We start from the raw sequence: 13,571 nt of genomic DNA, 5'->3' as shown, positions 1-13,571 counted from the left end.
GCTTTGGCCCGATCTGCGCCCGGCACCAGCGTTCTTCCCTGTGTTTCGTTGACTTTATGTCAACGGCGACAGCGGGGAAAGTAGGCCAAGACCTTCGACTTCACTGATATCGCAGTGATTTGGGCGTGGCCGGCAGAACTTCGGCGTTGATGAGCACAGGATGCCCCTGGCGAGAAGGTTGTGCTTACACCTACCGATGGACCTTGGCGGCGGGGCGCACATCAGGCCACCAGCAGCGCCACCACCGACTTGCCGTCGATGATGACGGGCGACACCACCTTGCCGCCTGACAGCGCCCGGCAGTGCTCCAGCAGCCGCAACTCGGCGGGGCTGATCTGGCAGCGCGCCTGGAGGGCCCTGAAGTGCTGCAGCAAGGCATCGCCGTGCCCCTGCAGGGCGAGTTCGATGATCCGCTCCGGGTCGATGTCCATCAACTCGGCGAGCGGCGTGATCTTGCTCCAGGGCAGCCGCATCTGGCCGGTCCGGATGCAGGTCACGACGTTGGCCTGCTCGAAGCCCAGGCGGGCGGCGATGTCACCATCGGACAGCCCACTCTCGGCCTGGAAGGCGTTGATCAGCGAGGCGATGGTGGCGGCAGGGACGGGAAGCTCAGGGGTGATTTTCATGGTGATCTCCAGGTTGACGATCACGACGGTGACCGCATGACACCATCATTGGGAGACCGCCCGGGTGGCAGAGAAGGCAATCTGCAACGAGCCGAGGAGGGACCAGCGGCAGGTGGCCCTGTAAGCTGTTCGTTGGCGGGGCAGGAAAAACGCCTGACCAAGGGCCACGACTGACGCTTGGCTGGCTAGGGGGTACAAGGTCTCAAAGGGGGGCATCGGCGGCATCGATGCAGTACGGCAGGTGGCAATGTCAGGTTCGACCAACACCTCCATCAAGCCGATGGTCAGGCTTCCTGTCGGCGAGATGGATGGTGCTCTTCAATGCGAATGGGCTGGCACTGCCCCTGAGACACACGAAGGGGTGATCTTTGATATGTCATAGGGCGATGGGAGAGGCAGCCCCCGACCCACCGCCCGCCCCTCTGTCAGCGCTGACTATCGCGGTTCACCTGCTCCCCTCGACCGCCCGAAACTCGTGAGGTCAGGCGACGTTCCAACTGCCGCAAGGCGTTGCCGACGAGCTCGTTTGCCCGCCGGTGCCGCACCAGGCGCACCGACTTCAGCGAGACCTGGCGGCTCTCACGGTACTTGATCGCCTCCATCGTGAGGCCGCCTGCTTCGGCTGGAGGATGGGCCAGCTTGAATGCACCCGCCCCGCCCCGGCGCCAAGCGCTCCAGACCCTGGCCTGCAAGGCCGGTCGCGGTGCTTCCCAGCGTCGAATCCGCACCTCAGGTCGCGCGATGAACCGGAGGTAAGGCGCAACCAGCTTCCGCCACGAGTGAAAGAGCACATGCGTGATGTGATGAATCCCGAGGTCCATCAGCGCGCCGCGGCGAAACGCGATTTCCAAGCGAGCGCGACGGTGTTCAATCGGCAGCGGTTCGTTGTGGTCCCGGGTCTTCGGGTACGCCTTGACCTGAATCCAGTCGCCTCGCGAGCCCCACAGCAACTGCGCCCACGTCGGCGGCTGGCGGTCGTGGAAGGGTTGGAGTGAAACCCTGCCACCTCCAACCGACGCGCGCAACCCGAAGCCATAGGGGCAGGCTTCGTCTGGCCGAAGCCGCCCGGCAATGGCCAGCATCGTGCTGTCGATCAGTTCCTGCCGTTCGGCCTGTGTACAGCCGGTGACTGGCCAGAAGTCGATGGCGATCTCCAGCTCCATGACCAAGCTCGCCGGAAACTGCAGTTGCAACCAATGAAGGTCGGCAGCACTCGGGTCGTGCAGGGTCAAGGTGCCTCCGGCCGATGGCTCGTCAAGCGGGCGCCACACGGCTGAACGTCCGGCGCTGAAGATGACGGGCACCGGGTGGTCAGCCGTGATCGTGATGAAGTCGATGACAGCGTGAGGCGCCAAACGGGTGAAGTCGAAGTCGGGGGGCGATGATTGGTTCATGGTGGTTTCCTTTTGCGGGTGGTGGGGTGATGGAGCTTCGGGCGGGGCTGCCTGTGCTTGGCCCTTGGGGTCTACGGGAACGGCCGGGGCTTCTTCGGCGCCTCGTCTAGGGTGATGTCGAGCGTGTTGGTGATCGTGGTCATCGATGAGTCCTTGTTCGCCGGGCATGGCGCTGCCCTCACGGGCCGCAGCGCCGCGTTCCGAGAGGGAAGGTGATGGGGTGGCCGACGGGGCCTGTGGGGGCGGCTACGGTGCCGTAGCCGCCGCCTTGATGTGCCGCTGGAGCTGCTGCTCCAACCCGGCCAGCACGTCCCGGGCATGGGCTTCGGCGGCCCTGAGCGCGAGGAGCTCGCCTGGCAGGTTCAGCGCCACGCCGATGCCGGCCATGGCCTGAGCGTCGGCCATCAAGGCCGCCGTGAGGCGGAGCGTTGGCCTGGCGGCGTCTCCGCCATCAACCAGCTGGGGGTCGATGGCGTCAAGCTGGTGGCGGACCTTTGCGGCTGCGTCCTGGCCGAGCAGGTACTGCAAGCGCTGGTCCAGGGCCCACCGGAGGTCGTCAGTGTCGTTGAAGCGCTTCGCAGCCAGGTCGATCTGGCCATCGCGATTGGTGCGCCGGATCGGCAGATACCGGCCCTTCGCCTGCAACCACGTCTTGGCCGCACCGATCTCGACCATGACGTTCTTGCCGTCGTTGACAGTCACCAGCGCGTTGCGCCGCTTGGGGTTCGACAAAGTGCGCACGCTGGCCTCCGTCATCCCGGACAGCAGCGCCATCTGCCGCATGGTGAGGCCGCCGTGTTGGGTCGGACTGGCCCAATCCATGAAGTTGTCGTCGTGCCCCTCCAGGATGCGCCGGGCCTGAGCGGTCTCGCACACCAGCATGAAACGCGCGACTGCGCCTTCAACTTCACCGGCTGGCCTGTAGGAACCCCACTCGCGAACGAACGCCGAGTTCGCCAGGTCATGGACCACCACCGAGCACCAGGCGGCGGCCGACTCCGAATCCATGTCGGCGCTGGCCAGGTCCTGCAGGCCATGGAACGCGTAGCTGTAGAGCTCCTCCATGGTTTCGGCAAGGTGGGTGGTCTTCACATGCTCGTAGCGCAGTCCCAGAGCGCTCGGCGTCATGTCCGGGTCGTTGATATCGGCGTCACCCTGCACGCCGAGGAGGGACGCCTGCTCTGCGAGGTGGGGGCGGTCCGAGCGTCCGAAGATGAAGTGCAGCTGGCGGGTCAGCAACAGCAGCACGCTCTGCGCATCAGCGCGCAACTCGTCGGCCGTGAAGGGGACCGGGAAAGCGCCGGCGATGGGGTCGTCCGAAGGACTGTGGTCGTCATTGGTCATTGAGTTCTCCTTGTTGATGTTTCGTTGTTCGTACGAACGATGTGCGCGTCGCGAATGTACAGCACCGCAAGGTCTGGTGTCTAGTCATTCGTATAAACAGTGCGACACACTCAGGATCATGCTCTGGGTCCGATCAGGGCGCTGATCACGACGCCGAAGTCGGCGTGTCCTGCTGGCGCGTCAGCGTCGCCAGTTTGGTCGCGAGCTGCACCGGCTGCAGATGCGTGTACCGCATCAGCATCCGCAGCGATTTGTGCCCGCTGATCGCCATCAGCTCGGCCACCGACAGGGCTCCAGAGTTCGCCCAGGCCGTCACGGCGTGGTGCCGCAGGTCGTGCAGCCGGATGTCCTTCAGGAACCTGTCGGCTGGCGCTGCGCCGGCCTCCCGGCATGCGGCCAGGTACATCAACCGGGCGCGCCGAACAGTCACCGTGAACCGTGTGGACAGGCTGCCCGCCGGACCAATCGGCAGCAGCATGTCGTCGCCCCGGGACTTGGCAGCGCCATCCAGCACACGCAGCGCCTGGAGCGAACGCGGGCACAGTGGCACGTCCCGGGGGCTGCCGTTCTTGGTATCCGCCAGGCGGGCCACGGCAGCTTCGTAGTCGACATCGCCCCGGCGCAGCCCGCAGAGCTCGCTGCGGCGCATGGCGCTGTGCATCAGCACGGTCAAGGCTGCCGGCAGCCACGATGCCTTGCTGGAGCCGGCGGCGGCCATCAGCCACGCCACTTCGTCGTCTGAGAGTGTCCGCGTCCGGCTGTCACTGGCGCGTGGCTTGCGGATCAGCGCCATCGGATTCGAGGCCAGCCAACCCTGCTCTCGGATCGCCCAGCTGAAGATGCTGCTGATCATGGCCAGCTTGCGTGTGACCGTGCCCGGCTTGACGCACTTCAGCTGCTGGTCGCGCCAATTCGCCAGGTCGGCGGCAGAAACCGCATCGATGGGCCGCTCCGCGAAGGGCAAGCCCTCGAATTCGTCGAAGCGGTAGCGGTAGGTCGCGGCGCCCTTGAGTCTGGGCGCCATATCCCTGCGGTATTCCTGCACTGCCTCCCGGAAGCTGGGGGTGCGGGTGGCCACTTCCTGCCAGCGCCCTGCCTCCATGTCAGTCTCCACCCGCCTGGCCCATGCGGCGCCGTCGGACTTCCTGTTGAAGGTCTTCGTGACGGTCCTGAAGCCTTGCATGCGCACCCGGACGAGGTAGCGCCCGTTGCGTTCGATGATCGATGCCATGGTGTGATCCCGGTGGTGGTTGGATCACCCGTGGATCAACGCAGCTTTCTGACCCCCGTTTTCATAGGGAAGATCTACGACATGTGCAAGGCGGCCGACCGCGGCATGGTGATGACCGACGTGCGCCTGCTGGAGAAGCAGGGCGGCAAGTCGGGTCACTGGGTGGCTGACGCCGCGGGCTGATCGGCGGTCACCGGCGCTGGCGCGGGCGCCACCATCAACGGCGGCAGCGACGCCAGGTGGTGCCAGCTGTGCGCCTGCAACGGCGCCTGGCACTGGAACGGCAGGCTGGCGGACGGCACACCGGCCACGCAGGGCGCGAAGAACTCGGCCGCATCGGGGTTCCGGAAGTCCCGCAGGCGCTGCGCCACCCAGCGCGCCTCGTCGGTGTGGCCGCTGGCGGCCAGCTGGCGCGACCAGGCCACCATCAGCCGCGTGTCGAGCAGGGCGTGGATGCTGCGCGCCAGGCCCAGCGCCCGGCTGGCGGGGGGCACGGCATTGGTGGCGGCGGCGTAGTCGGCCTGGTGGGCGAACAACGGGCTCAGCTGGCCGCGGGCAATGCGCGTGGCCAGCGAGCCGCTGCCGTCGGTGGGCGCGTAGATGACCACGACGCGCTGGTAGTCCAGCACCGCCAGCACGCCGCCGGCGGCCATCAGGCCACCTGCCACCGCACCGGCCAGCGACGGCAGGCGCCGCGGCCCTGCGGGCGCCACCGGCACCGCCGCCGGCAGGCCCAGCACCAGGCCCCAGGCCAACGCCGCAGGCAGCAGGAAGTAGGCGTACCACAGCGGGTACTCCACCAGGCTGTGCAGGCCGGTGAGCAGCACCAGCACCAGCGCGGCACGGCTGACGGTGGCCGTGCTGTCGTCGGATGCGGCCGATGCCCGGCGCCAGGCTTGCCAGAGCGCCACGGCCAGCAGCGCCAGCACCGCCAGCGCCAGCGGCACGCCCAGCTCCACCAGCAGTTGCAGCGGCAGGTTGTGGGTGTGGTCGAAGAAGGCGGTGGGCCGGTTGACGAAGGGCGTCATCGACCAGGCGAGGTTGAACTCGCCGAAGCCGGTGCCCATCCAGGGCTGGACGGCGATCAGCAGCAGGGCATTGCGCCAGATGTTGGGCCGGGCATTGGGGCTGTCGCCGCCCTGGCCACCGTCGGCAGCCAGGCGGGCGCCGGCGCCCAGCGCCTGCTGGCTCACATCGCCCCACCAGGCCATCAGGCCCCAGGCCGCCAGGTACAGCAGCGGCGCAGCCAGCAGTGCCAGGCGGGCGCTGCGCGGCAGGCGGCGGTCGACCAGGCCCCACAGCAGCAGCAGGGCCAGGCCAGCTGCGCCCGTGCGCGAGGCCGTCAGCTCCACGCACAGCACCAGCAGCGGCACCAGGACCACCAGGGCCAGGCCGGGCAGACGTCGCAGCGCATGCAGGGCGACGGCCGCCACCAGGGCCCACAAGAGCAGGCTGCACAGGTGGTTGGGCTGGCGCAGGTTGCCCACCGCCCGGCCGGCCAGGCCGGAGACGGCGATCCAGTCACCATCGGCCCAGCCTGGCGCAAACACCTGCACCAGGGCCACGCCGCTGCCCAGCACGCCCGCAACCAGCAGGCCCCAGGCCAGCGCGACGAAGACAGCCGGGCCATGGCCGTCACGAGCGGCAGCGGTGCCCGCCAACACCAGCAGCGCCGCGCCAGCCAGCAGGCCCAGGGCCTGCAACGCCAGCGACGCCGGCAGCAGTCCCCAGCCCCAGGATCCTGCCGCCGACATCGCCACCAGCCCCAGTGCGCCGAGCAACGGCAAGCTGCCGCGCGCCGGCACCAGCCGCGGCGCCAGCACCGCCACCACCAGTCCCCACAGCGCCACTGCGATGCACTGGTTCAGCAGCGTGGCCGATGGCGGCTGGTGCATCGCCAGCTGGGTGGGCAGACAGGCGGCCAGTAGGCATGCGACCAGGAGGGCCGGCGGCGTGCCATCTGGCCTTGCGGCGGAAAGGTGGGCAGGGTGCAACGGGGACGGCATCAACGGGCAGGCCCGCAGGCCGCATCGGACAGAAGAGGCAGTAAACCATAGGCGGCGGGCAACACCACGGCGCGCACCAATGCAAAACGCCCACCGAGGTGGGCGTTGAGAACGCATCGCGGGCCGGTGCCCGCGAGAGGACCGGGTCAGGCGCGTCAGTTCTTGACGTAGCCCAGGGTGACGCAGGCGCCGCTGTATTCCCACTTGCTGATACTGGTCGGCGGGCCGGCGACGACGGTCGGGGTCATCACGCAGGTGTCGGCTTCTTCGATGCCCTTGAACTTGTTCGGGGTCATCGTGATCACGCCGGTGTCCGCAGTGATCGCGAGGCTCTTGAACGCATTGGTGGCTGCCGGGGACGTGATGCCCAGGTCAGCGAAGGCCGAGCACTTCTTGATGTCGGCCTGCACATCCAGGCAGGTCGAGATGGCCGACTTGACCGGGTTGGCCTGGGCGATCACTTCGCTGTAGGCCGCGCGGTTGATGTACCGCTGGTAAGCCGGCAGAGCCACGGCAGCCAGGATGCCGATGATCGCCACGACGATCATCAGTTCGATGAGGGTGAAACCTTTTTGGACGCGCTTCATGGCAGTTTCTCCAGAAATGAAGTGGGGGGGGCGGAACACCTGGAAAGTTGCACGGCCTGTGCCAGCGCTCCAGATGGCATGCCTGCCCACCAGACATGACATTTGTCACAGACCGCCGAATGCGTCTGCCGCGTTTCGTCAACTTGCGGTGAGAGCGGCTGACAAAAAACGTCAGTCCTGACGATTCAGGCCAGCGGCATCACCGTGGCGCGCACCAATGCAAAACGCCCACCGAGGTGGGCGTTGAGAACGCATCGCGGGCCGGTGCCCGCGAGAGGACCGGGTCAGGCGCGTCAGTTCTTGACGTAGCCCAGGGTGACGCAGGCGCCGCTGTATTCCCACTTGCTGATACTGGTCGGCGGGCCGGCGACGACGGTCGGGGTCATCACGCAGGTGTCGGCTTCGGCGATGCCCTTGAACTTGTTCGGGGTCATCGTGATCACGCCGGTGTCCGCAGTGATCGCGAGGCTCTTGAACGCATTGGTGGCTGCCGGGGACGTGATGCCCAGGTCAGCGAAGGCCGAGCACTTCTTGATGTCGGCCTGCACATCCAGGCAGGTCGAGATGGCCGACTTGACCGGGTTGGCCTGGGCGATCACTTCGCTGTAGGCCGCGCGGTTGATGTACCGCTGATAAGCCGGCAGAGCCACGGCAGCCAGGATGCCGATGATCGCCACGACGATCATCAGTTCGATGAGGGTGAAACCTTTTTGGACGCGCTTCATGACATTGTCTCCAGGAGAGAAGGCGGTTGGGGATGAATCCAGCCATCCAGGTGCACATCGTGTGCCAGCACCAAGAACCAGCTTGGCAGGGCCAACGGATGGCTTTTTCCACACTTCTGCAGCCTGGGCTGCCGCGTTGTGTCACCTCGGCCAGCCGCAAGGTGACAGGATTTGTCACCCCTGACGCTTCATGCCAGCGGCATCACCTGGCCGGCGGTCAGCGCGCGCACCGGGTGGCGCGGGTCCAGCGCGGCGATTTCGGCCATCACCGCGTCCAGCTCGCCGGGCTTGATGTGGGTGATGAACACCTCCGCCGGCTGCTGCAGCTGCTGCAGCTCGCGGCCCAGCGCGGCCGGGTGCAGGTGGCGGCTGACGCCGGCCAGCATCGCCTCGTCGTTGCGGAAGGCCGTCTCGATCACCAGGCTGGCCACCTTCAGGCTGGCCAGCCGCTGCCACAGCGCCGGGTTGGGCGCGGTGTCGCCGGTGAAGACCCAGCTGCCCTGCTCGGCCAGCACCGCGAAACCCACGGCCGGCACGGTGTGCAGCGCCGGCAGCACCTCGATGCGGCGCTCGCCGAACTGCAGCACCTCGCCCAGCTGGAAGGGCTGCAGCCGCAGGATCGGCTGCTCGGCCGACGGCAGGCGGGTGAAATCCGGCCAGATGGCGCCGTTGAAGATGTGCTGGCGCAGCGCGTCCAGCGTGGCGGGCAGGCCGTGCACAGTGATCGGCGGGCGCCTGCTGCTGCGCCGGCGCATCACGCTGTCGGCCAGCAGCGGCACGCCCAGCACATGATCGAGGTGGGAGTGGCTCAGCAGGATGTGGTCGATGCGCGCCAGCTCATCAAGGGCGAGGTCACCCACACCGGTCCCGGCGTCGATCAGGATGTCCTCGTCGAGCAGAAAGGCCGTGGTGCGGCACCCCGCGGCGATGGAGCCAGAACAGCCGAGGACGCGGATGGGCATGGATCAGGGGGCCGGCGGAGCCAGCCTGGCGGTTGCGGGCACAGGCCGGCACCGCTGCAACACGGCCGGATCACTGTCACGAGAGCGCATGGTGCAGGGCCGGCCTGCGGCTGGCAAGACAGCGCCCTGGGATTTCGCCACGCCAAGGGGTGAGCCGGCTTGCCGCCGCCGTGGCGCCGTGAACTGGATCACACCCGGAAGTGCCGGGCGGCAGGGCCGCTGCCGCAGGCCGTCAGGCGTGTACGAACTGCATTTGCGTGCCGGCCAGCTCGATCAGGTCGCCATTGGACAGCGGCGCCGTGTCGGTGACCAGGGGCACGCCGTTGATGCTGGGGCGCTGCGCGCCTTCCACGTGGGCCAGCACGTAGCCGTTGGGCCGCTTGGTGATCGAGGCCACCTGCACGCCGGGCTTGCCGACGGTGGTGACCACCTTGGTCAACGTGACCGACTTGCCAGCGGCGGCACCGCTGAGCACCTTGATGGACGCCGCCAGCGACATGGCCGCGGACGCCTGCTGCTGGCCCAGCGCAGCCAGGCTGGGCATCGGCGAGGTCTGGTTGTACGGCGTGTGCGGCACGCCGGAGCCCATGCCCACGCCGGCCCCCTGGCGCATGATCATGGTCTTTTCGTAGTCGGCGCCCTCTTCGACCAGGTACTTGATCTTGTACTTGCCGATCTCCACCGTGTCGTTGTGGGCCAGCATCTGCTTCTTGATGGCCTTGCCGTTGATGTAGGTGCCGTTGGTGCTGTTGAGGTCTTCGATGAAGACGTCGTTGCCCAGCATCTGCAGCACGGCATGCTCGCCGCTGACGGCAAGGTTGTCGATCACGATGTCGTTGTAGGGGCGGCGGCCCAGGGTGGTCTTGTCCTTGGTGATCTGCACGTCCTTGATCACCACGCCGTCGAGAGACACCACCAGCTTGCCCATGCTTGCCCTTCTTGTCTGTCTGTCCCTGCCTGCCCGGCGGCTGCCGGTTGGCGGTGTGGCGGGTTGCCGGCGCCCGCCGCAGCGTTGTCAGCGCCCGAACTTCCACCATGGCCGCGCAGCCCCTGTCGGGCCTCCTGCCACGCGGATGAGTATCAACGCAATATTATCCTTTCCACCTGCTTCATTGGCAGCAGCAATCAAGGCCTGGCCGGCAGCGGGCAGGGAATCGTTGGTTTGCAGCAGCCGCGCGATCATCGCGTCGTCCAGCATGTCGGACAGACCGTCCGAGCACATCAGGTAGACATCGCCGGGCTGCACCTCGTGGAGGTGGGTCTCCAGCAGCACCGTGTCCTCGACGCCGACGGCACGCGTGACCAGGTTCTTGTTGGCCGAAAAGGCCGCCTGTTCCGGCGTGATCAGGCCGGCGTCGATCTGTTCCTGCAGCAGCGAATGGTCGCGGGTGATCTGCTGGAACTGCCCGGCACGCCAGCGGTAGGCGCGGGAATCGCCGACATGGCCCAGCCGCAATTGGTTGTCGCGGAAGACGGCCACGACCAGCGTGGTGCCCATGCCCGCATATTGCGGATTGGCGTTGGCGGCGTTGAAGATGGCGCGGTTGGCGTTGTCCACGCAGATGTCCATCGCGCGGCGCACTTCCACGTCGGTGGCGCGGCTGGCGGCTTCGGCCAGCCAGCGGCCCAGCTCGGTCTTGATGAAGGAGGTGGCCATGCCGCTGGCCACCTCGCCGGCGTTGTAGCCGCCCATGCCATCGGCCAGCACGGCCAGGGCGTTGGCCTCGTCCACCGCAACGGAGTCTTCGTTGTTGCTGCGCGCACGGCCGGTGTCCACGGCGTGGAAGAACTCGAAAGTCATGCTTGGCGCTGCGGGGAAGGGGGTGGAATTGGCGAAAGCGAGCGTTGATTGTGCATCGGAACCTGCGCCGTCCGGCTCACAGCCCGGTGGAGGCGGACGGTGCCAGCACACGTGTCATCAGCGCTGCCAGCGCCGCCACGGATGCGGCCCAGTCATCGAGGTCGGCAGGCCGATCGGCGGGCTGCCTGGCCAGCAGCTGCTCGACTGCGGCCACCGCTGGCGCCGGCAGATCGGGTCGCAGCCGTGCCAGCTGTGCGGGCGGCTGGCTGGCCATGGCCTGCAGCAGCGCACCCAGCGTGGCCGCCTGGTGCGGGCGCCGGCCGGACAGCAGCTCGAACAGCATCACCCCCAGGGCATATGCATCGCTGGCCGCGCTGGCCGGTGCGCCGGCCAGCTGTTCCGGCGCCATGTAGGCCGGCGTGCCCAGGGTCATGCCGGTGCGGGTGGCGGCGGCATCTTCCTGGCGAGCGACGCCGAAATCCGCCAGCTTGACCTGGCCGGCAGCCAGGTTGACCAGCACATTGGCGGGCTTCAGGTCCCGGTGCACCACGCCCTGGGCATGGGCATGGGCGAGCGCCGCAGCCACCCGGGCGCCGATGCGCAGCACCAGGTTCTCGGGCAGCAGCAGGTGGCGCTGGGTGTAGCGGGTGAGATCGACACCGCGCACACGCTCCATCGCCAGCCAGGCCTGCTGGCCCTGCAGGCCGGCCTCGTGCACCGCGACGATGTCGGGGTGGTCGAGCTTGCGGGCCAGTTCGGCCTCGCGGTGCAGGCGGGTCAGCCATTCCTGGCGCTCGGCGGCGGGCAGATCGGTCGGCAAGCGGATCAGCTTGACGGCCACCTGCTGGCCGGTGCGCAAGTCGTCGGCCTCGTAGACCAGGCTGGCACCGCCCTCGCCGAGACGGTTGCCCAGGCGGTAGCGGTTGTTCAGCAGTGGGGCCTGCACCCCGGCGGACGGTTGTTCGGGCGCTGAGCGCCGCAGCGAGAACCAGGACATGGGGCCTCCTTGAAGGCCCGTCTGCGCAGGCTCGAGGATGACCTTATCACGCAGCGCCGATGCTGGCGACGCGTGCCAGCCGCGCCGGCCAGGTCGGCCTCAGGTGGCTGGCGCCTGCGTCTGGCGCCGCTTCATCCATGTGCCCACAGCCAGCACGAGCAGGGCGCCCGCCAGACCGGCGCCGTAGCGGATGCTCGCAATCGCCTCGCCCGGGCCGGCCTGCGGAATGAAGCCGGCTGCAGCGGGGTCACCGACGGCCATGGTTCCGGCGATCCAGCCCAGCAGCATGCCGCCCAGGGTGATGACCATCGGGAAGCGGTCCATCAACTTGATGACGAACTGGCTGCCCCAGACGATGATGGGGATGCTGACGAGCAGGCCGAAGATCACCAGTGGCATCTTGTGGTCGCCACCGGCGCTCTCGGCGGCACCGGCGATGGCGATCACGTTGTCCACGCTCATCACGAGGTCGGCGATGATCACGGTGCGCACCGCGGCCCACAGCTTGTCGGAGCCTTCCACATCGCCGTGGCCGTCTTCATCGCCCGGGGCCAGCAGCTTGACGCCGATCCACACCAGCAGGATGGCGCCGACCAGCTTGAGGTACGGGATGGCCAGCAGCGTGAGCGCGAAGAAGATCAGCACCACCCGCAGCAGGATCGCGCCCACCGTGCCCCACAGGATGCCCTGGGTGCGCTGGGCCGGCGGCAGCTTGCGGCAGGCCAGCGCGATGACGACCGCGTTGTCGCCACCCAGCAGGATGTCGATCATGATGATCTGGCCGACGGCAATCCAGAAGTCGGCGTGCATGAACTGTTCCATGGGGTCCCTCTCTCTTGTGCGCCGGCAGTGTAGGTGCCGCTTGTGCGCACCGGCCTGCGGCAATTACATAGGCGGGCGCTGGCAGGCGGCCTGAAATGCAACAGGCCGCCCGGAGGACGGCCTGTGGTGGTGGTGGCCGGCAAGCGCCGGCCGGGTTCAGCCCTTGGCGATCAGCCCCTTGAGCAGGCGGCCCATCTCGCTGGGGTTGCGGGTGATGGTGAAGCCGCACTCTTCCATGATGGCGAGCTTGGCGTCGGCCGTGTCGGCGCCGCCGCTGATCAGCGCACCGGCATGGCCCATGCGCTTGCCCGCGGGGGCGGTGACACCGGCGATGAAGCCGACGATCGGCTTCTTCATGTTGGCCTTGCACCAGCGCGCGGCCTCGGCCTCGTCGGGCCCGCCGATCTCGCCGATCATGATCACCGCGTCGGTGTCAGGATCATCGTTGAAGGCCTGCATCACGTCGATGTGCTTCAGGCCGTTGATCGGGTCGCCGCCGATGCCCACGGCGCTGGATTGGCCCAGACCGATCTCGGTGAGCTGCGCCACCGCCTCATAGGTCAGCGTGCCGCTGCGGCTGACCACGCCGATGCGCCCCTTGCGGTGGATGTGGCCCGGCATGATGCCGATCTTGATCTCTTCCGGCGTGATCAGCCCCGGGCAGTTCGGCCCCAGCAGCAGCGTCTTCTTGCCGCCGGCCGCTTCCTTCTGCTTCATCTTGTTCCTGACTTCGAGCATGTCCCGGACGGGGATGCCCTCGGTGATGCAGATCGCCAGGTCCAGGTCGGCTTCCACCGCCTCCCAGATGGCGGCTGCGGCACCGGCCGGCGGCACGTAGATCACGCTGACGGTGGCGCCGGTCTGGCTGGCAGCTTCCTTCACGCTCGCGTAGATCGGGATGTCCGAGAACTTCTCGCCGGCCTTCTTCGGGTTCACGCCCGCGACGAAGGCCGCCTTGCCGTTGGCATAGGCCTGGCAGCCCAGGGTGTGGAACTGACCGGTCTTGCCGGTGATGCCCTGGGTGATGACCTTGGTGTCTTTGTTGATCAGGATGCTCATGGTTCTTCTCCGGGGCT

13 protein-coding genes and 1 pseudogene are annotated in these 13,571 nt (G+C 67.6%); 1 reads left to right on the top strand and 13 read right to left on the bottom strand.

Annotation, left to right across the window (positions count from 1 at the left end; translation table 11 throughout):
- Positions 1–221 precede the first annotated feature (221 nt).
- From FFT10_RS21165 to FFT10_RS21150, 4 genes are all read right to left on the bottom strand, one after another.
- Positions 222–650, bottom strand: a complete 429-nt coding sequence (locus FFT10_RS21165) for a hypothetical protein (protein ID WP_137734867.1) — start codon at positions 648–650, stop codon at positions 222–224.
- A 401-nt stretch (positions 651–1,051) separates the two neighbouring features.
- On the bottom strand, positions 1,052–2,020 hold the full coding sequence (locus FFT10_RS21160) for a hypothetical protein (RefSeq protein ID WP_137734866.1): 969 nt from the start codon (positions 2,018–2,020) through the stop codon (positions 1,052–1,054).
- Between the two features lie 246 nt (positions 2,021–2,266).
- Positions 2,267–3,364, bottom strand: a complete 1,098-nt coding sequence (locus FFT10_RS21155; protein ID WP_137734865.1) for a hypothetical protein — start codon at positions 3,362–3,364, stop codon at positions 2,267–2,269.
- Positions 3,365–3,509: 145 nt separating this feature from the next.
- Positions 3,510–4,595 (bottom strand): tyrosine-type recombinase/integrase, encoded by a 1,086-nt coding sequence (locus FFT10_RS21150; RefSeq protein ID WP_137734864.1) that lies wholly within the window; start codon positions 4,593–4,595, stop codon positions 3,510–3,512.
- A gap of 48 nt (positions 4,596–4,643) precedes the next feature.
- Here FFT10_RS21150 and FFT10_RS21145 point away from each other — a divergent pair.
- A pseudogene (locus tag FFT10_RS21145) lies at positions 4,644–4,778 on the top strand (cyclic pyranopterin monophosphate synthase MoaC); the annotation flags it as partial.
- Here the strand turns inward: FFT10_RS21145 and FFT10_RS21140 are convergent.
- From FFT10_RS21140 to sucD, 9 genes are all read right to left on the bottom strand, one after another.
- Positions 4,751–6,490: a PglL family O-oligosaccharyltransferase gene (locus tag FFT10_RS21140; RefSeq protein WP_228027217.1), complete on the bottom strand. Its 1,740-nt coding sequence runs from the start codon at positions 6,488–6,490 to the stop codon at positions 4,751–4,753. The pseudogene FFT10_RS21145 and the gene FFT10_RS21140 overlap by 28 nt on opposite strands.
- A gap of 266 nt (positions 6,491–6,756) precedes the next feature.
- A complete protein-coding gene (locus FFT10_RS28630) occupies positions 6,757–7,188 on the bottom strand; it encodes a pilin (RefSeq protein WP_137734862.1) in 432 nt (143 codons plus the stop codon).
- A 293-nt stretch (positions 7,189–7,481) separates the two neighbouring features.
- The gene (locus FFT10_RS28625; RefSeq protein WP_137734861.1) at positions 7,482–7,913 is read right to left on the bottom strand and encodes a pilin; all 432 of its coding nucleotides are present in this window, start codon (positions 7,911–7,913) and stop codon (positions 7,482–7,484) included.
- A gap of 188 nt (positions 7,914–8,101) precedes the next feature.
- A complete protein-coding gene (locus tag FFT10_RS21125) occupies positions 8,102–8,875 on the bottom strand; it encodes an MBL fold metallo-hydrolase (protein ID WP_137734860.1) in 774 nt (257 codons plus the stop codon).
- A 232-nt stretch (positions 8,876–9,107) separates the two neighbouring features.
- The gene (locus FFT10_RS21120; protein ID WP_137734859.1) at positions 9,108–9,803 is read right to left on the bottom strand and encodes an FHA domain-containing protein; all 696 of its coding nucleotides are present in this window, start codon (positions 9,801–9,803) and stop codon (positions 9,108–9,110) included.
- Between the two features lie 87 nt (positions 9,804–9,890).
- Positions 9,891–10,676 carry a Stp1/IreP family PP2C-type Ser/Thr phosphatase gene (locus tag FFT10_RS21115; protein ID WP_137734858.1) on the bottom strand — a complete coding sequence of 262 codons (786 nt, stop codon included), beginning with the start codon at positions 10,674–10,676 and terminating at the stop codon, positions 9,891–9,893.
- 76 nt (positions 10,677–10,752) lie between these two features.
- Positions 10,753–11,673 carry a serine/threonine-protein kinase gene (locus FFT10_RS21110; protein ID WP_137734857.1) on the bottom strand — a complete coding sequence of 307 codons (921 nt, stop codon included), beginning with the start codon at positions 11,671–11,673 and terminating at the stop codon, positions 10,753–10,755.
- A 99-nt stretch (positions 11,674–11,772) separates the two neighbouring features.
- The gene (locus FFT10_RS21105; RefSeq protein ID WP_137734856.1) at positions 11,773–12,495 is read right to left on the bottom strand and encodes a TerC family protein; all 723 of its coding nucleotides are present in this window, start codon (positions 12,493–12,495) and stop codon (positions 11,773–11,775) included.
- A gap of 156 nt (positions 12,496–12,651) precedes the next feature.
- Positions 12,652–13,554 (bottom strand): succinate--CoA ligase subunit alpha, encoded by a 903-nt coding sequence (sucD, locus tag FFT10_RS21100; RefSeq protein ID WP_137734855.1) that lies wholly within the window; start codon positions 13,552–13,554, stop codon positions 12,652–12,654.
- Positions 13,555–13,571 lie beyond the last annotated feature (17 nt).

Source organism: Pseudaquabacterium pictum (assembly GCF_005403045.1).
Lineage (GTDB): Bacteria > Pseudomonadota > Gammaproteobacteria > Burkholderiales > Burkholderiaceae_C > Pseudaquabacterium > Pseudaquabacterium pictum.
The sequence above is the reverse complement of the archived record's forward strand: the minus strand, read 5'-3'. Positions and strand labels throughout refer to the sequence as shown.